The following is a 20,038-nucleotide window of genomic DNA, read 5'->3' on the forward strand; positions in this document are numbered from 1 at the left end:
GCAGAGACGTCAGCCGCGGGCCGCCCGGGCGGCGAGAGGATCGGCGCCGCCGACGATCGCTTTCATGGCACCCGCCAGATGCTCCAGCTTGAACGGCTTGTCCACGCAGGGACAGCCCGAGGTGTCGAGGAAGTGCCGCGTGTCGGGGTGCAGGGTGTCCCCGGAGGCGAAGATGACCCGGCGCGCCAGATCGGGCCAGCGCCGCCGGATTTCGTGGAACAGCTGCTGCCCGTCCATCTCCGGCATCTTGAGGTCCAGGAGAATGATGTCGTAGTTGCGGCGCTCCAGCTTCTGCAGCGCTTCGCGGGCGCTGCCGGCCGTGTCGATCGTGTGCCGGCCGTCGCGGCCGAAGGCGTCGACGATCAGGTCCAGGATCACCGCCTCGTCGTCGACCGCGAGGATCCGGAGCGTGGCGGGCTCGCCCGCCACCGTGGCGGAGGCGGATTCCGCCCCCGCCTCGGCGGGACGCGCGTCCGTGACCACCGGGAGTTCGATGTTGATGCGCGTCCCCTCGCCGACCCGGCTGTCGGCCCAGATGCGACCGCCGTGGTCCTTGACGATCCCGTACGACACGGAGAGACCCAGACCCGTGCCCTCCCCAACGGCCTTGGTGGTGAAGAACGGATCGAAGATCTTGCCCAGGACCTCGGGAGGCATGCCGGGGCCGTCGTCGGCGACCTCCAGGCGGATCACGCCGTCCCTGGCGGACGTCCCGATGGTCAGAGTCCCGTGGCCTCTGTGCGACGCCACGGCGTGCTGCGCGTTATTGATCAGGTTCAGGAGGACCTGCTGCATCTGATTGAAGTCCAGCATCGTTTTCGGGATGAGGGGGTCGAGCTTCTTCGCCACCTTGAGGTTGTTGACACGCAGCTGATAGGCCTTCAGGTCGAGCGTTTTCTCGATGATCCCGTTGAGTCCCAGATAGCGCTTCTCGGAGGGGTAGCGCCGGGCGAAGGCCAGGAGGTTCTGGACGATTTTCTGGCAGCGCAGAGCCGATTCGAAGATGCGCTCCACGCTCTTGCGCTGTCGTGCGTCCATCTGGCCGCCCATCAGGAGTTGCGCGTACCCGAGCACACCGGTGAGGGGGTTGTTGAGCTCGTGGGCCACGCCGCTGACCAGCTCGCCCATCGCCGACAGTTTCTCGGTGACCTGAAGGGATCGACGGGCACCTTTCAGATCCGTGATGTCCTTGATGATGCCCACGGTCCCGTACGGATCTCCGGACTCGTTCCGCAGGGGCGACGCGGCCACCAGGACGTCCCGCGCGCTGCCGTCCCGCGTGCGCACGGTCGTCTCCACTCCCTGCAGCGGCAAGGCCTCCCCGAGGAGTCTCTCGATGCGCCCGCGTGCCTCCGCCTCGGGATAGAGATCGAGGCAGTTGGTGCCGAGGACCTCCTCTCTCTTCAGCCTCAGCATGCTCTCACCGCCGCGGCTGAATTCCGTGAAGCGTCCTTCCATGTCGGTCGTGTAGATCAGGTCCGGGAACTGGTCGAGGATCTTCTGCAGCTTCTCCGCGGCCTCCTTGCGGGAGCGGGCGTCCCCGCGCATCTGTTCGTACATCAGGGCGTTCTTGATGGCGGTCGCGGAGGCGTTCGCCACTACCTTGCAGGCCATGATCTCGTGGGCCGTGAACCGGCGCTCGGCGCGGGCGGCGCGCAGGAACAGCATGCCCAGGAGAGCATCCTTGTAGAGGATGGGAAGGACCATGATGGAATGGAACCCGAGCTTCTCGAGCGTGTCCTTGATCGGCTGCATCAGCGGTTCGCGGGAGATGTCGTTGATCACGACCGTCTCGTGCGTCTCGATGGCGCGACGCACTTCCGGATACTTGTCCATGTCCAGGACCAGACCCGAGATCTTCGGATCGTCGCTGCTGGCCAGCACCGAGCAGCGCCCGTCGAGCGCGTCCACCGTCAGGATGGAGCAGCGGCGCGCATCCACCAGCACGGCGATGCGCTGCGCGATCATGTACAGGACTTCCTTGATGTCCAGGGTCGAGGTCGTGGCCGAGGTGATCTCGTGGAACGTCTTGAGTTCGAGACGCTCGCGCTCGAACTCACCGGCGCGCACCTGCTCGGCTCGTCCCAGATGCACGAGGTGGCCGTAGTAGAGCGCCGCCGTGTACAGGAACGGCACGCGCAGCAGGAGGGGCGTCAGATCGACGGCCATGCCGCCATGGGCGCGCGTCAGGTACAGGTAGAATCCCGAGACCAGCGTGGCCCCCGCCATGGTGCGCAGCAGGTCCGTCCCCAGCGCCGCGAGCATCAGATTCAGGAAGAACGCCAGCTGCAGATCGGTCCCCTCCAGGCCGGCGCGGAACAATCCGAGGGAGACCAGGAACGTGTCCGCGACCACGATCAGGTACTCCACCTGGCGCGAAGCGAACAGGCGGTCGGGCAGGTAGGTCAAGGCGATGTTGCTCGCCGCGAACGCCAGGATGAGACCGACCTCGAAGAGGCCAGGTGACACCCCGCCGGGCGGGGCCAGGATCAACGCGGTGGCCAGGATGAGCATCCAGCGCAGGGCGAGCCTCAGTGTCCTGGCGCTGGTGCGCTCCATCGGCTGAATCCAGACTCTGCGGGCCAAATCCTCCCCCCCATCCGGCGGTCTTCGACAGGTCGGAAATATAGTGCCCCGCGGGCCGGGTGCAAGGATCCGACCCCTCAAACCCTTACGCTCCTTGACTTTTGAGGATCGCCGCGTAGAATCAATCCGCCATGAGGCCCCTGCGACAGGCATTCCTTCCGACCGCGATCGCGGCCATCCTGATCCTCCCCGGGATCTCCCTGGGCGAGGGCCAGGGACCCGTGACCGATTTCTCCAGGGTCAAAGAAGTCGATTGGTCGGGCCTGTCGGAATCGCAGAAGAAGGTCGGCCTCAAGGTCATGAACGAGAACGGCTGCAACTGCGGCTGCAAGATGACGATCGCGGTGTGCCGGGAGCGCGACTCGTCCTGCCGCCGGAGTCTCATTTTCGCCCGGACGATCCTCGACGCCCTCCACGAGGGCAAGCCGGAGAACGAGGCCGTCCGCGTGCTGAAGGCCAAGTCCGACACGTTCGTCGAGGCCAAGCTTCCGGACGACGCGGGTGTCGTCTACCGGATCGACTCAGGGAAGAGCCCGATGCGCGGACCCAAGGAAGCGCCCGTGTCGATCATCGAGTTCTCCGACTTCCAATGTCCGTATTGCGCCGGGCTGGAGTCCACCCTGGATCAGGTCCTCAAGGCGTTTCCGAAGGAAGTCAATCTGATCTACAAGCAGTTCCCGCTCAACATCCACCAGTACGCGCGCCAGGCGGCGGTGGCGTCCATGGCCGCGCACCAGCAGGGGAAGTTCTGGCAGCTGCACGATAAGATGTTCCAGAACTCCACGGCCATCAGCGAAGAGAACATCAAGAAGTGGGCCAAGGAGGTCGGGCTGAACATGGGAGACTTCGAGAAGTCGATGCAGTCCGGCGCCCTGGAGACCATGGTCCAGAAGGATCTCGCCGACGGTGCCGGCGCGCGCGTCCTGGGCACGCCCACCCTTTTCATCAACGGCAAGCGGGTGCAGGATCGTTCGTTCGAGGGGTTCAAGAAGACGATCCTGGAGGAGCTCGCCGCCGCCCGGACGGCGCCGAAGCCGGTTCCCGCGAAAACGCCGGCCGCCGCCAGGTCGTCCGTCAAGAACTAGCAGCCCGTCCGGTTCCTCTCCTAACCTCCGCCGCCGCTCTCCAGTCGAAGAAGGAGTTTCTGAAGCTCTGGCGCCTGGGGCTGCTCCGGATCCATCCGCAACGCCGCCTTGAGGTGCGCGACGGCCCTCTCGCGGTTCCGAATCCGCTCCGCGTAGAGGAGCCCGAGGCTGCGGTGCGCATCGGACAGCCCGGGATCGAGGCGGAGCGCCGTCTCGTACTGGTCGGCGGCCTCCGTGTACTTCCCCTGGCGTGTGAGGAGGTAACCCAGGAAGTTGGCGGCGCGGGCCGAAGGGGGCGTCGAAGAGACCGCGATCCGGAACTCGCGCTCGGCCGTCCCGACATCCCCCTTCCAGAGGGCGACCTCCCCGAGTCCGCGGTGCGCCTCGGCCAGTGCCGGTTCAAGGCGGAATCCGGCCTCGAACTGCTCGGCGGCCTCGTCCCGGCGCGAGGCGGCGGTGAGGGCGTCTCCCAGGTTGATCCTGTAGATGGCGACCGCGGATTCGAGGCGCACAGCGGTCCGCAGATCCGCCACCGCCGCGCCCACGTTGCCCCGCAGGAGCTCGATCGAGCCCAGGTTGTTCCAGGCGCGCGACGAATTCGCATCCAGCTCCAGCGCTCTCCGGAACGCCTGCTCGGCGCGGGACTGATCCCCCATTTTCCGGTAGGCCGTTCCGAGATTGATCGCAAGGTCCGCGTCCTTCGGGTTTTTCTCCGCCGCCGTCTCGAGCAGACCGAGGGCTTCCGCGGCCTGACCCTGCTGAACGAGCGCCATCCCGAGATTGACGCGTGCGTCCTGGAAATCCGGGTAGATCGCCAGCGCCGCCCGGTAGCTCTGTGACGCGTCGCCGTAGCGCGCCTCTCTCAGGTACGCATTTCCCAGGTTGTACTGGATCCGGGCGCTGCGCGGCGAGACGCGGGCGGCGCTGCTGTACAGGGAGAAGTCGTCCTTCCAATCGGGGATGCGCGTGTAGGACCGACCGAGCAGGAGAGCGGCCGCGACGGCCGCGACGACCCACGCGAATGCGCGCGCCCCGCCTCGATCGGGCCGACCGGCGGCCCAGCCCGCGAGAAGGCACAGACCCGCGCTCGGCAGGTACATGAGCCTTTCCGCGAGGAGCGTGCCGATGAACAGCGTGATGTTCGTCGTGAGGCACGCGCTCACCGCCATGAACAGCAGGGCGAAGCCGGCCATGGGAGCGCGTCGCAGGAGCCACAGCCCCGCCGCGAGCACGGCGAGCGCCAGGACAAGGCCGCCGGCCGCGAGCGGATCGCGGAGCGAGCGGATGATCGGGATCTGGTCATAGGAATAGTCCGCCGACAGGTGCAACGGCCACACGAGAAGCGCCGCGTAGCGGACCAGGGTGCCGAGGCCGGTCAGCCGACCGTCGAACGGGCCGGCGGCGGCAGCCGGGTTGTCGACGAATGGAATCGGTCCGCCAGGACCGAGGCCTCCCAGGACCGCCATGCGGGTCGTCAAGTAGATGGCCACGCAGGCGGCGTAGCCGACGTACAGGGCCGCCCGCCGCCGCGAGGCCGGCGCTGCGGGCGGAAGCCCCGCTTCCGACAGCAGGCAGAGAGCGGGGCCGACGATCGCGGATTCTTTCGCGAACATGCCGAGCAGGCAGGCCAGCCACGCGGCGCCGGTCAGCGGTGAGACACCGCGCCGCGGGTCGAGAAGCGCCCGCCTGTGGAACAGGATCGCAGTCAGGACGCCGGCGGCGGCGAGAATCTCGGAGCGGCCGACGATCCCGGCCACCGCCTCGACATGGACCGGGTGTACGGCGAAAAGGATTCCTGCGACGGCCGCGGCGGGCGTCCGTCCACCGGCGAGATCGAGCGCGAGGAGCGTCACCAGGAGCGTGGCGAGCGCGTGCAGGATGGCATTCACCAGATGGAACCACGCGGGCCGCATCCCGGAGATGGCGGCGTCCACGGCGAACGACGCGCTGGTCAGCGGGCGGTAGAGGTCGTGCGCGTGCCCCGGCGCGTTCCAGTAGGGGGTGACCAGGAGACGAGGCAGCTCCCGCAGATCGGTCATCAGCGGGTTCATGAGGATGACGCCGCGATCGTCGAAGACGAAATCGGATCGCAGCGCGGGAAGGTAGAGAGCGAGTGCGAGGAGAGGGCAGACGAGCAGGAGGAGTCGCCGGCCCGTCAAGGGCCGGAGGCGCCGGGGGTCGCTGCCGTGTCAGGCTCGATCGTCGAGCTCTCGATCTCGACCTGCCGCTCGGAGCCCGCCCCCAGGTTGACCAGGCCATCGAGCCTGGTCCTGCGAGCCTTTTCGACCGGGACATCCGTCAGGTAGCCGGAGCTCCGGTGCGCCCAGCTGTTCTGGCGGCCCAGAACATCGAACGCCAGGTAGATGTCGTACGTTCCTGGGTCGAGATCGAAGTCCATCCGCTCCGGGAGGGTCACGCAGCGGTACTCCTCCTGCCAGCGGGGAACCAGCGTATCCGGCGCCATGGGAGGCTCGGGCGGCTTCAGCGACCGCCGATCATCTTGCGGGACGACGACCGGCCCCCTTGGGCCGCTCTTCTTGACCTGGCCCGCCTTGTAAGCGGGAAGCCAGGTCGCGGTGCGGAACACGGGCGATTCGAAGAGCATCAACGGGGTGTCCGCCTGTCCTCGCTTCACGGCCGATACGCTGAACCTGTAGCCGAACGTGAAGACCTCGTTCCTCTTCTCCGGCACTCCGGGCTTCTGAGGCGGGCGGATGGGCCGGTCGTCCGGGAACGTGCACCAGCGCCTGTTCCCGCCGATCATCAACGCCACGCGCCCCTTGTCGGCCGCGGGAGAGGCTGGCAGCGGCGGAGCGAGGATGGCGGGCGGCTGCGGCGCCGGCGCCTCCGAGGCGGGTGGCGTCTCGGGGGTCGCGGATTCCGCCTTGGTCGGGGACGCGAGCGAGACCATACCCGACCCGACGAGGACGATGGCGATCACCGTCATGGGACCGGGAGTCCTCGTCGAACGACGTGTGCCGCGGCGGGTGAATCGAGATCGCCCCGTCCGCCTCTTGTGTGCTAGATTTCTCCGAACCATGTGCGTCGTCACGGGCGGCAATTATACTTCGCGCGGGACCCCCGGGCCACGAACCGGCCCGGGTCGTGAGAGCTATTTATTTCCCGGAACTGCCCGTGCTTCAGCTACCGAGGTTGACGTACGCAGAGCCGAGGTTCAAGGCCCCGGCGAAGGTGTGGGGAACTTCGTGGAAAGGTCTCCAGTACGTGGTCAACTTCTGGAAGGCGGGCAGTTCCGGGAATCTCACAATCACCCTCAAATGAGTCGCGAATTTCCCTGGTTGCTCCAACCCGTGTAGCCCGACTCTACCCAAGATATAGGGCCCTGTCAACAGGAAAATACTACCTCTGGTAAGGAGCGTGGTCGAGAGCGTACTCTCCTCCCTGGAATTCGACGGCGTCCTGAACCTGCTCGCCGCCGAGACCGCCACCCCGGCGGGGGCCACCTCGGCTCTGACGCTGCGCCCCTCGTTCCATCCGCCCGAAGTCGAGGCCGTCAATCGTCTCGTGGCGGAAATGCTCCACTACCTCGAGGTCCGGGGGGCACTTCCATTCGGGATCGTCCCGGACGCGGAGCCTCTGCTGACGCGCCTGGGGGTCGAGGGGGCCGTCCTGGCCCCGCTCGAGGTGCTGGATCTGGTCTCGGCGATGAAGTCGGGGAGGACCCTGAAAGCCTCCCTGACCGAGACGCGCGGGCTGTTCCCGGGTCTTTGGGCGTCCGCGCGCGATTTCCCTGAGCTCGGCAATCTCATCCGGTTCCTCGACGGGAAGATCGCGACCACGGGAGAGATGGAGGACTCCGCCAGCGACGAGCTGCACACCGTGCGCCAGGAGATTCGCCGACGCAATGAGCGGCTCCAGGAGGCCCTCGACGCCATCGTCGCGCGGCCGGAGGTCGCGCGGGCGCTTCAAGATACGTTCATCTCCATCAGGAGCGACCGGCACGTGATTCCGATCCGCTCCGAGGCGCAGGGGTCATTGGTGGGAATCGTTCACGGTGTCTCCGGCAGCGGCGCCACCGTCTACGTCGAACCGATCGAGACGGTCGATCTGAACAACCAGATCGTCACGCTGCGCGATCGCGAGGCGGCGGAGATCCAGCGTCTCCTGCAGGAATACAGCGATCTGCTGCGGGGGCGACTCGCGGAGCTGCGCGTCCTCGTCGTCGGCATCGGACGGCTCGACCTTCTCTCGGCCCGCGCGCGTCTCGGGCGAAGGTTCGGGGCCCGCCCCGGCCAGATCTCCTCGAGCGGTGAGCTGCGGCTGCGCGCGGCCCGCCACCCGCTCCTGGAGCAGGCCCTGAAAACCGAGGGGCGCGCGATCGTGCCCCTCGACCTGGAGCTGTCGACGGGGACACGCGTCCTGATGATCAGCGGTCCGAACACCGGCGGCAAGACGGTCGCCCTGAAGACAGCCGGTCTCCTGTCGCTCATGTTCCAGTCCGGACTGCCGGTCCCCGCCACGGAGGCTGTGCTCCCCGTGTTCCGGGGCATCTTCATCGATATCGGCGACCACCAGTCGATCCCCGACGGCCTCAGCACGTTCTCGGCCAGAATGAGGAACATCTCCGAGATCGCGGGGGCGTTGGAAGCGCCGGCCCTGGTCCTGATGGACGAAATCGGCACCGGCACCGATCCGGAGGATGGTGTGGCGCTGGCCATCGCAATCCTGGATTTCCTGCGCGAGCGCGGCGCCCTGGTCATCGCCACCACTCACCTCGAGGCGCTGAAGGCCTATGCGGCCACGACCGAGGGGTGCGCCAATTCCGCCATGCAGTTCGAGGAAGAGACATTCAGTCCGGTCTTCAAGCTGATCGCGGGGATCCCCGGGAGGAGTGGTGGGCTGGAGATCGCCGAGCGTCTCGGTCTGCCCGTCGCGATCCTCGAAGCGGCCCGCGCGGGGCGCGGGCAGTCCGGCCAGAGAGTCGCGTCCTACCTGGCCCGCCTTCAGGCGATGACCGCCGACATGGACGCCCGGCTCCGCGACATCCACGCTGATCGACAGGGGCTCGCGGACCGGCGCGCCGCCCTCGAGGCGGAGTTTCAGGAGCGCGAGGCGCGACGACAGCGGGCGGTGGTGGCCGAGATCGAGCACGCCCTCAAGGCGATGCGCGAGGAGGGAGAGCGTTACCTCGAGACCGTCAAGGACAGGACGCTCCTGGTCGCCATGCGACGCCAGGAGACGAAAGCGGCGGCGGCGCTGCGGGCCCGGGCGCGCTCACTGCTGAAGACAGCGGGGCCGGAGCCCGCGGCCCCGAATCAAGAATGGAAGGGCCTTGGACCGGGTACGCGGGTCGTGGTGGACAGTCTCGGCGTTCACGGTTCGGTGGAATCCGTCCGCGGCGACCGCGTGGTCGTTCTCGTACGCGGCAAGAGAATGACGATCGCCCTTCGCGAGCTGCGTGCCGAATCGAAGCCCGGCGCGCCCGGGGTCGTCGAGTCCACGCTGCCCGAGGGAGTGACGCTGTCGCGCAAGCCGGGTGCCGCCGCGGCGGACGAGATCCACCTCCTCGGCCGGACGGTCGAAGAAGCGCTGGAGCTCGTGGACAAGTATCTGGACGACGTCTACCTGGCGGGGACGAGTCCCGTCCGCATCGTGCACGGCGTGGGTTCCGGTCGCCTGAAAAAGGCGATCGCGAGTCTCCTGGAGCGTCATCCGCACGTCGACGGATTCACGAGCGCGCCTTCAGACCAGGGGGGCGTCGGCGTCACGATCGTCACCCTGCGACTCTAGAACACCGTCGAGGCGCGGCCCCCTAGCGCAGGCCCCAGTCGGCGGGGACGGGCGACCGGTCGGCGCTCGGGTCGAGGACGCGCGGTCCGTTCCCCTCGACCTGGAATGAAAACGACCAGGAGCGCGGAACATCCCCCGTGGTCTCGAACGCCACGACCCGGTAGCGTCCAGGGACGACCCCCTGAAACTCGAACCGGCCGCTGGCGTCGGAAATGGCGCGTCCCGTCACCGCCACTTCGAAGACCGCCTGCGCGCGGGCACGGCACTCCTGGATCAGGTCGCGGCGCTCGCGCTGTCCCGTGGCCAGGCGGGTCTTGGCCTGGTCACTGCGGCCCGACGCCTCGCGGAAGTTGTCGGACGAGGTGAGGGCGCGGTCGGCCTCCGCGCGGAGCGTCCCAAGGTCGCGATCCTTCCGATCGAGGCGCGCCCGGCACTCGGCCCCCGCCTTGCGGTGCTCGGAGTCGAGATCGCCGTTCTCCTTCACGAGAAGGACGAGGACACCCGCCCCGGCGCCGCCACCGGCGCCCAGCGGGGGAGCCAGGACCCCCTGCACGCTCACCAGGTGAGGCATGGCCGGCGTGGCCGCCTGCGCCGGGCTTCCGGGCGTGTCAGCGGGGACGGGCATGCCCGTCCCGGCGGGCGCAGCGGTCGGCGCCATGATCCACCCCTCCAGCCGCACCCGACGCCAGCCGTCGCGCTCCTCGAGGACGACGAGCGGAGCGTCTTCTCTCAGGGCTCCCAGCCAGGCGCCCTTCGGCGCATCGAACAGGGCGAGTTCGGGAGCAACTCGCCCCGCCGCGGCGAGGCTGACACAGACAAGGACAAGCGCCAGAGGGGCCGTGAAGACCACACGCCTCATCACCGCACCCCCCGGATTCTCCTGCGTTTCATTTGTGTAGTTGCCCTGGGTCCGTCTTGATCGTCGTCGCACGGTCTCTATATTCGAGGCAGCGCGGTACCGCGTCCGCGCGAGGACGGTCCCGCGTGCTCAAGACGAAAGTCATCCGGAGAATCCTCGAAAGCTGCCGCGATCAGGACACGCGGGAGACCGAAGCCCGCACCCGACCGGGGACGCGATCACCGGCCGCGGGCGGGGGGCTCGCCGGTGTGTCTCCGCCGAGCGGGTCACCGCGCCGGACCACGCTCCGAGACCCACGCCTGGGGCAAAGCCCCGGCACACGGCGTCGCAGGCCCGATCGGGGCTGAGCGGACGTCAGTGGTCGTTGTCCGCGTCGTCCGTACCCGTGGACAGCCTCTGAAGCCACTCTCCGGCAGGATCGAATTGCGGCGCCGTCTTGGGGGCGCCGGCCTCGATCTGCGCGATCTCGTGCTCTTTCTGACGAATGTCCACGATGCTCTTGTCGAAGCTGCCCGCCGTCGCTGCGTGCGCGGCCGCGGCCTCGAGTCTCTTGAGCTTCTCCTGCAGGAGCGTGATCTCGATGTTGCGCTCCTCGACTTCGATCTCGGCTTCGCGAAGATGCTTGCGCAGGAACTGGATCTCCTTCAGGGCGCGTGAGCGCAGCGCCTGATAACGGTCGTCGGCCTGCTTCAGCTCGTCGTCCCTGGCTTCCGCAACCGCCTTGTACTCGAACAGCTTCTGGCCCCCGGCCCGGATCATTCCGTACTGGACGAGGATTTGCTCGTGCTTGAGGAGGAGCTCGTTGTAGAGCGAGACTGGCACCATCACTTCCTGCGGCGCCGTGTCGCGCATGGCCGGGACCGGGTGAGGGATCCTCGCCGGCAGCTCTCCATCCGTCGAGAACCCGAGGGCCTGGAGGTCCTCGCGACGGATCTTGTACTCCTCGCCGAATTTCCCGATCTCTTTCTCGGCCTTGAGACGGCCCGAGCGGATGTAGCGACGGACGGTGGCGGGCGTCCTGCCGATGAGCCTCGAAGCCTCGCGGATCGTCAGAAGCATAACCCCACTCAATCCGGTCGAGGCGTCCGAAGTTCAGACGCGGCCGGGGGCGTCGGTCGTTCTTATACCAGAATCCTCTTCATCCGCGCAAGCGTTCAGCCCTCGTGGAGCATCATCAGGAGGCCGACGCCGGCGACCAGGGCGCCGCTGATCAGATCGCCGTAGCGCGTGAAAAACGGCAGGTCGATCCGCCGGATTCCGCGCACGGCGAACAGCGTCACCCCCGTCATCGTCCCGATGGTGCACAGGGCGAACCCGAGGGCCGCCGCCAGGAGCGCCGCCGACCCCTCGACCGCGGAGGCGAAGAGCACCGGCACGAGGAGGGCGCAGGGACTGATGCCGATGACCAGGACCAGGGTCCTGGCGGTCACGGCGCCACGGAACCAGCGCTCGAGAAGGTGGCCGTGCGCGTGCAGGTGCTTCGCGGAGCCGTCGGGAAGGTCGCCTCTCCGCGCGTGGGCGGTCGCCTCACGGTAATGCCTCCAGAGTCCGTACGAGACTCCGAACACCACCAGGATCAGACCACCCAGGAATCCCAGCGACCGGCCGGTGCGCTCCGCCAGTCCCTCCACCCTCCCCGAGCCGGCCACGATCGTCAGCCCCCCGAACAGCATGGTCACGACCACGTGAAGGGAGCCCGCCAATCCCGTCAGGAGGACCACGCGTTTCTCGCTCCAGCGCTCGACGCGCGCCAGGAGGACGAAGGGGAGCCAATGGTCCGGGATGAGAGCGTGGATGACGGCGGTGCCGCACGAGGAGAGGAAGAGCAGCAACGCCGTGCGGGTCACGCGGCCCCCGAGAGCCGGGGCGGTCTTCCAGGCCCGGAGACGGGCCGGCCCTCCCCTCCGGCGATGGGCGCGGATTATAGCATCCGGTTCGAGCGTCGGCCGGCTGACACCGGTCCGCCCGCCGCGGGCCCCTGCTGCATGCTGACCGCGAAGACACCCTTGAAAGCCTTGATGGGCTTGACTTCCACGCGGTTCGCGGTACTTTTGGGCATGCCCTTCGGGACGCACTCCGTCCGCTTCGCACTTCGCGCCGTTCTCGCGCTTGTTCCGGCCGCCCCGGCCCTGTCGTTCGCGGCGGTCCTGCCGGAAGCGTCCGGCGACGTCCCGGCGGCGAATCGCGCGTCGAGGCCTTCGACCGACGTGCCCGGCCCCCCGCTTCCGTTGCCCGTCACTGCGCCGCTGCGCTTCGCGCCCGGGCCCGGATTCTTCCCGTCCGTCCACCCCCTCTTCGTCCGGGAGAGCCTGTCGTTCATGCCGGTATTCGGCCAGGAAGGGGCTCTGGCTTTCCGGCCGGAAGGCTTCTCGGTGCGGCTCCTGTCGAAGATGAGCCACGAGGCACGGCGCTACCGCGAGAGGAACGTCTCGGAGGCCGGGAGCGCGTTCCAGAACGACTCCTTCGGCGTGTTCGACTCGGCCGTCGAAGCGAACTCGAGCGCCGCGGCGTCACGGGTCATCACCCGGTCCTCTCACCGGGCGTTGAGCGATGAGCTCGACCGTGTGGCTCGCGCCTCGCTCGGCCTGGGCCCCACTCTCGACCTGCTGCAGAACCTGTCCCTGCGCCGTACGCGGTCCGGGGGGCCAGGTGCCGGGGCACCGGCGCAGGGACGCGACGAGGCTCCCGCCTCAGCGGGCGGCGCGCCGCGGCTGCGCGGCGACGTCGGAGTCCGCCTGGACGCGCATCCGGCTCTGCTGTTCCGCGCCCAGTTCGGCGCCCTGCGCGGCCGGATCGACCTGCCGATGCGCAACGAACCGGTCCGATTCTCCCTGGAATCGCAACTCGGCGCCCGCGGGCGCGCGGTCCTCTCCTCCGGCCTGCCGCGCGACGGCCAGGCCTGGGCGACGCTCACTTTCAGCTTCGGTTTCTAGACGATCGTCAGCCGCAGGCCAGGTCCGCGTCCAGGACGTCGAGCAGGGCGCGCGCCTTGTCGAGCGTCTCCCGGTGCTCCTTCTCCGGTTCGGAGTCGGCGACGATGGCTCCGCCCACGCGCAGGTGGGCGAGGCCGGAGGCGCACAGGATCGTCCGGATGACGATGTTGAAGTCCATCCCGCCGTCGAGAGACAGGTAGCCGATGCCGCCGGCATAGACGCCGCGCTCCTCCCCCTCCAGCTCGTCGATGATCTCCATCGCACGCACCTTGGGGGCGCCGGTCATGGAACCGCCCGGAAAGAGAGCGCGCAGGAGGTCGACCCGATCCACGTCCGGGCGCAACCGTCCGCCGACCGTCGTGACCAGGTGGTGCACCGTGGCGAACGACTCGAGCGCGCACAGGGATTCGACGCGCACGCTCCCGCTGTCGCACACGCGTCCCAGGTCGTTTCGGACGAGGTCGGCGATCATGACGTTCTCGGCGCGGTCCTTCGCGCTCGCGAGCAGGTCGCGGGCCAGCCGTTCATCGAGGTCCGTCGTGGCGCCGCGGGGGCGGGTCCCCTTGATCGGACCCGTCCGGGCCCGGGCCCCGTGGAGGGAGACGAAGCGCTCCGGCGAGGCCGAGACCAGCTGGAACTCCCCGGTGTCGATGTAGGCGGCGAACGGGGCCGGATTGCGGCGGGAGAGATCGAGGAACAGGTCGAGCGGATCATCGTCGATGGGGCACTCGATGCGGTGCGACAGGTTCACCTGATAGATGTCTCCCGCAGAGATGTACTCGAGGGCCCTGCCGATCGACCTCAGATAGGCCGCCTTGCCGGTCCTCAGGATCGCGCGGCGGCGGCCGGCGGTTCGCGGGGCGCGTGGCGGAGCGGCGGGTTCGGCCAGAGTCGATCGCATGTCCCGGAGAGCCTCCACGGCGCGCCGCTCCCGTTGCGTCTCGCCGGCGGCTCCCAGACCGGTCGCCAGAAGGAGGGCGCGCCGCTCGAGGTGATCGTAGACAACGGCCCGGTCGTACAGGCCGAACCACGCGTCCGGCCGCCCGAAGGGATCGGGAGGCGGGGCGGACAGACGCTCGACCGCCCGTCTCAATCCGTAGCCGAGATAGCCGATGGCTCCTCCGGCGAACGGAAGACCGGAAGCGACCCGCTGCACGGCGCCGGCCGGCGCCAGGGCGCGCAGGAGGTCGAACGGATCGCGTGCGCCGCGCGTTTCGACGGTCGTGCGCCCGCCGCAGTGACGCACCACGCGGGCCTCATCGGCGCGTATCGACACCGTCACCTGCGGGTCCCACGACAGGACGGAGAAACGCGACGCGACGTGGCCGGGAAGACCGCTGAAGAGCAGGACGGGATGGCGGCGATGGCGCACGCGTGCGAGGTCCTCGAGGGGATCGACGCGCCCCGGGCCATCCTCCACGAGCGGGCGAGGAGGTGCCGCCACCGGAAGGAGCGGCTCGATCATCGTCCCACCTGCCGCGGGGTGCCGGGTGTCGCGGCGCACTCCTTCTCAAGCAGGTCGCGATACGCCGCCAGCAGGTCGCGCGTCACCGGACCCGGGACCCCCTCGCCGATCCGTCGCTCGTCCACCTGGACGACCGGCAGGACCTCCCAGGAGGTGTTGGTCAGGAAGGCCTCCTGGGCCTCGGCCAGAAGACCGGCCGGAAGGCGTTCTTCGGACACCTCGATCCCCGCCGCCTGCGCCAGCTCGACGACGGCTTCGCGCGTGATCCCGGCGAGTCCTCCGGCGGGCGCCGGCGGCGTCAGGAGACGACCCATCACCACCAGGAAGACATTGCTCGCCGTCCCTTCGGTCAGGTGGCCACCCCCGTCCAGAAGGACCGCCTCGAACGCGCCACGATCCCGGGCCTCGCGGCGCGCCAGGACGGATCCCAGACGCGAGATCGTCTTGAGGGCGGGATCGAGTGCGTCCGGGGGGATCTGCCGGCGGCGCGGGATCAGGACGCGCACTCCGTCCGCATACAGGCTCTTATCCAGTCCCTGGAACGGGGCCGCGGAGACCACCACGGTCGGGGGCCCGATCGCCTCCACGTAGTCGCCCGGCCGCCCCGTCCCGCGCGTCACCGTCAGGCGGATGCGGGCGTCCGTCAGCTTGTTCGCCTCGAGGACCTCGCCCGGGGCTCCGGCCAGGACCGGACCCGCCGATGTCAGGTCGAGACCGATGCCGTCCGCCGAGCGATGCAGCCGCTCCAGGTGCCGGTCCTGCCGGAAGACCACGCCCCCCACCGCGCGCAACGATTCGAAAACGCCGTCTCCGTAGAGCAAGCCGCGGTCGAAGACCGAGACTCGCGCCTCCTCCTCCGGGACCAGCCGACCGTTCAGATGGATCCACACGGATCACCACCCCCGCGAAGGCGCGGGTTGCTCCCCGGCCGCGCCATCCCGGGTCGGAGCGAATCTTAGGACGGGACCCGGTCTCCGGCGGCCGTCGTGTCCACGGGGGTCGGTGGAACGGCGCGCCAATCGAGCGGCGGGCGGCGGGCGGGCGCCTCGACGGGATTGTAGAGCGTGTCTCTCTCGACCGGCACGCGCCCCGCCTCCTCGATCAGCGTGATGAGCTGGCTCCGGCCGATGCCCTGGGGCGACGTCGAGCCGGCCCGATGGTAGATCTCCTCGGTCATGACCGTGCCGTCGAGGTCGTCGGCTCCGAAGTGCAGCCCCGCCTGGGCCACCCGCGGTGTCATCATGATCCAGTACGCCTTGATGTGCGGGAAGTTGTCCAGCATCAGCCTGCCTATCGCGAGGTTCCGCAGCTCGTCCGCCGCCGACGGCCTCGGCAGGTGCGACAGGCGCGTGTTCTCCGGGTGGAAGGCCAGAGGGATGAAGGCCATGAATCCCCCCGTCTCGTCCTGCGCCTCGCGCAGCAGCAGCATGTGCTCGATGCGCTCCTCCAGCGTCTCGACGTGGCCGAACATCATCGTGGCATTGCTCTTGAGGCCGATCCGATGGGCGGTCTTGGCGATCTCCATCCAGCCACGGTGATCGATCTTCCCCTTGAACAGGACCTGGTGCGCATGGTCGGTCAGGATCTCGGCCCCGCCGCCGGGGATCGACCCGAGCCCCGCCTCCTTGAGCCTCAACAGAACGTCAAGGGGCGTCATGTCGAAGGTCTCGGCCATGGCCGCGATCTCGACCATGGTGAAGGCCTTCACGTGCACCTCCGGGCGGACGCGCTTCATCGTCCGGATGACGTCGAGGTAGTAGGTGAACGGCAGGTCGGGGTTCACGCCGCCGACCATGTGGATCTCGCGGATCGGCTCATGCAGGTGCTCGCGCATGCGCCGCTCGACATCGTCCATCGACAGAACGTACGCATCCTTCTGCTTGGCCGTCCTGTAGAACGCGCAGAACTTGCAGCCCGCGACGCAGATGTTCGTGTGATTGATGTGCTGGTTGACGATGTAATAGGCCTTCTGGCCGTGCAGCCTCTCGCGAACATGATTGGCGAGAGTCCCCAGGGCGAGCAGATCCGGGTGACGGTAGAGGCGCAGCCCGTCGGCGCCGGACAGACGCTCGCCCGCAACGACCCTGTCCTGCACGTCGCCCAGCCCGCTCGCGACGACGTAGCGCCTCTGGAAGGGTGTCATGCATTCCCCGCGCTGCGGCGGTAGGAGACCGAGCCGACCCGCACGTGACGGTGGGTGGCCGCGTCCTCCGGCGCCGTCAGCAGCTCACCCAGACGATCGCGCGTGTTCTCCAGGGCCATCGAGCACAGGGTCCCGCACATCGTGCAGACCGCCTTGTCGTAGTCCTCGCTCATCATGCGGAACTCGCGGGCCTTCTCCGGGTCGAGCGCCAGACGGTACTGACCCTCCCAGTCGAGCTTCTTGCGATACACCGACATCTGGTCGTCGCGGCTCTTCGCTCCGTAGACGCGCTTGGCCAGGTCCCCGGAGTGCGCCGCGATCTTCGTGGCGAGAACGCCGTCGCGCACGTCCTGGATCGCCGGCAGCCGCAGGTGCTCGGCCGGAGTCACGTAGCACAGGACGTCCGCGCCCGCCGCGGCGGCGACCGCCCCGCCGATTGCGCCCGTGATGTGATCGTACCCCGCCCCGATGTCGCTTGTCAGCGGGCCGAGGACGTAGAAGGGCGCGCCGCGGCAGACTCTCTTCTCGAGCAGGACGTTCGCCTCCACCTGGTCGATCGGCACGTGACCCGGTCCCTCGATCATCACCTGCACCGATCGCTCGTGCGCCCGGCGCGTCAGCTCGCCGAGGGTCAGGAGCTCCTGGATCTGCGCCGCGTCGGTGGCGTCGCCGGTGGCCCCCGGCCGGATACCGTCGCCGAGCGACAGCGTCAGATCGTGCTCGAAGGCGATGTCGAGGAGCCGATCGTAGTCCTTCAGGAGGGGGTTCTCCTCGCCTGTGCGCGCCATCCATGAGGCCAGGAACGACCCGCCGCGAGATACGATGCCCGCGATCCGGCCGTCGGCGTCGAGGCGCCTCACCGCCTCGCGGCTCACGCCGCAGTGGACGGTCACGAAATCCACGCCGTCCCGGGCGTGCTTGTCGATCACCCCGAACAGGTCGTCGGCCGTCATCTCGTACACCGATCCTCGGTCGGCAACCGCCTGGTAGATCGGAACCGTTCCCAGGATGACGGGGCAGCGCCTGAGGATCTCCCGACGGACGCGATCCAGCTCGTCCCCCGTCGACAGGTCCATGACCATTTCCGCTCCGCAGGCGACCGCCACCTTGAGCTTTTCCACCTCCTCATGGAGCTGCTGGTGATGGCCCGACGTGCCGATGTTGGCGTTGACCTTGGTCGACAGCCCCTGCCCGACGCCGACAGGGTTGAAGTCGTGGTGGACGTTCTTCGGGATGATCGCGACCCCCGACGCGATCCGCGCTCGCAGACTCTCGGGATCCGTACCCTCGACGGCGGCCACGTACCGCATCTCGTCCGTGATCCGGCCGCGCTTGGCTTGCTCCATCTGGGTCATGGAAGTCGCTCCTCCTCCCGGCGGCGGAGCCGCAACACCCGCGCCCCGGAGAATGCTCGCGTCCTAGTGGGCCGTGGCGGTCGCCCGCAGCTCCCGGATGACCGTCACCTTGATCTTTCCCGGATACTCCATGTGCGTCTGGATCTTCTTCGCCAGGTCGGACGCCAGAAGGGCCAGTTGATCGTCGGTCACCCTGTCCGGCCGGGCGATCACGCGGATCTCCCGGCCGGCTTGAATGGCGTACGACTGTTCGACCCCTTCCATTTCGTTGGCCAGCCCCTCGAGCTGCTCGATCCGACGGACGTAGTCCACGACGCTCTTGCGCCTGGCCCCCGGGCGCGACCCCGAGATCGCGTCGGCCGCCGACACGAGGACGGAGATGGGATGGGTGACATCCACGTCTTCGTGATGCGAGCCGATGGCGTTCACCACCACGGGGTGCTCATTGTACCGCGTCGCCACCTCGACGCCGATCTCGGGATGCGTCCCCTCCCGCTCGAAATCGATCGCCTTGCCGATGTCGTGAAACAGTCCGGCCCGCTTGGCCAGCATGCCGTCGAGCCTCAGCTCGGACGCCATGATGGCGGTCAGCTTGGCGACTTCGATGGAGTGCATCAGGACGTTCTGGCCGTAGGACGTCCGGTAGCGCAGGCGTCCCAGGATGCGCACGAGTTCCGGATGGACGCCGTTGATGCCGAGCTCGCGCAGCGCCTCCTGGCCGGCCCGCAGCATCTGCTCGTCCACCCGCCGCTGGTTCTTCTGCACCAGCTCCTCGATCCGTTTCGGGTGGATGTTGCCGTCCTTGATCAGCCGCTCGAGGGTCATTCGGGCAATCTCGCGCTTGATCGGGTTGAAGCACGACAGCACCACGGTGTCGGGCTGCTCGTCGATCAGGAGCTGCACGCCGGTCGCCTTCTCGAAGGCCCGGATGTTCTTCCCCTCGTGGCCGATGATGCGCCCCTTCAGCTTGTCGTTCGGCAGCTGGAAGGACGTGACGCTGCGCTCCGCGGTCCAGTCCGACGCCGTGCGCTCGATCGCCAGGGAGACGATCTTGCACGCCTCGGTCTCCGCTTTCTTCTGGGCCTCCTCGCGCGCTTCGCGGATCATCTTCGCCGCCTCGAAGCGCACCTCCTGCTTCATGTTGGTGAGGAGCATCTGCTTGGCGTCTTCGGTGGTGAGGCTGGAGACGCGGCTGAGCTGGCCGTTGAGGTCGTCCGCGAGGCGCCTGACCCTGTCGCGCTCCTTCCGGGCCTCCACCTCGGACTGCTGGATGTCCCGCTCGCGCGCCTCGAGGGTCCTCTCACGCGACCGGAGCCGCGCGTCCCCTTCGTTCAGCCCGGCTTCGCGCTCGTCGTGGGCGCGCTTCTGCGTCTCCCCCTCGCGCAATCGAGCCTGCAGATCCTGCTCGAGTCGCGACTTCGACTTGAGCCACTCCTCCCGGGCCTGGAGGAGAGCCTGGCGCTTCTGGTGCTCGACATCCTGAAGGGTCCGGTTGATGGTCTCCTGACTCTCGCCGCGGACCTTCTCCAGCCTAGCCCGGACGAGACCGTTTCTGAGGAACCAGCCGACGAGACCTCCCAGAAGCAGACCGCCCCCCGGGAGGAGAATATTGATGAACGTCATCCGCATGCCCTGCCCCCTGCGCGGCCGGTCGCCCGGCGGCGCGGAAGGATCCTCTCCCGGCCATGGCATGTGATCCGATACAGGTGGCGTCCCCGGGACGGCGGATGTGGGGACGCCGGGATTCGTTTCGGAAGTCCGTTTCGCTGACGGGATTGAATGGAGAGTCGCGATAGCCGATCGGGCGCGGAGTCGGCACTAAATCGAGTGACCGGCAGGGAGTGCCCCACCGGTCTTCGCC

14 protein-coding genes are annotated in these 20,038 nt (G+C 68.3%); 3 read left to right on the forward strand and 11 right to left on the reverse strand.

The features are described from left to right. Window positions 1-9: 9 nt before the first annotated feature. Complete coding sequence (locus VEW47_02940) at window positions 10-2,559, reverse strand: ATP-binding protein (protein HYS04126.1); 2,550 nt, start codon at window positions 2,557-2,559, stop codon at window positions 10-12. Window positions 2,560-2,717: 158 nt separating this feature from the next. On the opposite strand from VEW47_02940, the gene VEW47_02945 reads away from it, so the two are divergent. After that, complete coding sequence (locus VEW47_02945; GenBank protein HYS04127.1) at window positions 2,718-3,671, forward strand: thioredoxin domain-containing protein; 954 nt, start codon at window positions 2,718-2,720, stop codon at window positions 3,669-3,671. 20 nt (window positions 3,672-3,691) lie between these two features. Here VEW47_02945 and VEW47_02950 read toward each other — a convergent pair whose 3' ends face one another. After that, on the reverse strand, window positions 3,692-5,830 hold the full coding sequence (locus tag VEW47_02950; protein HYS04128.1) for a tetratricopeptide repeat protein: 2,139 nt from the start codon (window positions 5,828-5,830) through the stop codon (window positions 3,692-3,694). After that, a complete protein-coding gene (locus tag VEW47_02955) occupies window positions 5,827-6,618 on the reverse strand; it encodes a hypothetical protein (protein ID HYS04129.1) in 792 nt (263 codons plus the stop codon). Before VEW47_02955 ends, VEW47_02950 begins: the two co-directional genes overlap by 4 nt. 431 nt (window positions 6,619-7,049) lie before the next feature. Here VEW47_02955 and VEW47_02960 point away from each other — a divergent pair, with 431 nt between their 5' ends. Further along, window positions 7,050-9,422: an endonuclease MutS2 gene (locus VEW47_02960; GenBank protein HYS04130.1), complete on the forward strand. Its 2,373-nt coding sequence runs from the start codon at window positions 7,050-7,052 to the stop codon at window positions 9,420-9,422. 22 nt (window positions 9,423-9,444) lie between these two features. On the opposite strand, the gene VEW47_02965 is transcribed toward VEW47_02960, so the two are convergent. The 3 genes from VEW47_02965 to VEW47_02975 form a co-directional block, all read right to left on the reverse strand. Then, a complete protein-coding gene (locus tag VEW47_02965; GenBank protein ID HYS04131.1) occupies window positions 9,445-10,284 on the reverse strand; it encodes a carboxypeptidase-like regulatory domain-containing protein in 840 nt (279 codons plus the stop codon). Between the two features lie 351 nt (window positions 10,285-10,635). Continuing rightward, window positions 10,636-11,340 carry a helix-turn-helix domain-containing protein gene (locus VEW47_02970; protein HYS04132.1) on the reverse strand — a complete coding sequence of 235 codons (705 nt, stop codon included), beginning with the start codon at window positions 11,338-11,340 and terminating at the stop codon, window positions 10,636-10,638. A 95-nt stretch (window positions 11,341-11,435) separates the two neighbouring features. After that, window positions 11,436-12,128, reverse strand: a complete 693-nt coding sequence (locus VEW47_02975; GenBank protein ID HYS04133.1) for a hypothetical protein — start codon at window positions 12,126-12,128, stop codon at window positions 11,436-11,438. A 210-nt stretch (window positions 12,129-12,338) separates the two neighbouring features. Between VEW47_02975 and VEW47_02980 the strand changes: the two genes are divergently transcribed. After that, entirely contained in the window at window positions 12,339-13,214 is an 876-nt protein-coding gene (locus tag VEW47_02980; GenBank protein ID HYS04134.1) for a hypothetical protein, read from the forward strand. Window positions 13,215-13,221: 7 nt separating this feature from the next. On the opposite strand, the gene pabB is transcribed toward VEW47_02980, so the two are convergent. The 5 genes from pabB to rny form a co-directional block, all read right to left on the reverse strand. Continuing rightward, window positions 13,222-14,679 carry an aminodeoxychorismate synthase component I gene (gene pabB / locus VEW47_02985; protein HYS04135.1) on the reverse strand — a complete coding sequence of 486 codons (1,458 nt, stop codon included), beginning with the start codon at window positions 14,677-14,679 and terminating at the stop codon, window positions 13,222-13,224. Then, window positions 14,676-15,569, reverse strand: a complete 894-nt coding sequence (locus VEW47_02990; GenBank protein ID HYS04136.1) for an aminotransferase class IV — start codon at window positions 15,567-15,569, stop codon at window positions 14,676-14,678. Before VEW47_02990 ends, pabB begins: the two co-directional genes overlap by 4 nt. A 65-nt stretch (window positions 15,570-15,634) precedes the next feature. After that, window positions 15,635-16,822, reverse strand: coding sequence for an aminofutalosine synthase MqnE (mqnE, locus tag VEW47_02995; protein ID HYS04137.1), 1,188 nt, complete (start codon window positions 16,820-16,822; stop codon window positions 15,635-15,637). After that, window positions 16,819-18,177 (reverse strand): phosphomethylpyrimidine synthase ThiC, encoded by a 1,359-nt coding sequence (gene thiC / locus VEW47_03000; GenBank protein ID HYS04138.1) that lies wholly within the window; start codon window positions 18,175-18,177, stop codon window positions 16,819-16,821. The genes mqnE and thiC overlap by 4 nt, the downstream gene beginning before the upstream one ends. Before the next feature lie 63 nt (window positions 18,178-18,240). After that, window positions 18,241-19,806 carry a ribonuclease Y gene (gene rny / locus VEW47_03005; protein ID HYS04139.1) on the reverse strand — a complete coding sequence of 522 codons (1,566 nt, stop codon included), beginning with the start codon at window positions 19,804-19,806 and terminating at the stop codon, window positions 18,241-18,243. Between the last annotated feature and the right edge of the window lie 232 nt (window positions 19,807-20,038).

This window comes from Candidatus Dormiibacterota bacterium (assembly GCA_035635555.1).
GTDB lineage: Bacteria > Acidobacteriota > Polarisedimenticolia > Gp22-AA2 > Gp22-AA2 > Gp22-AA3.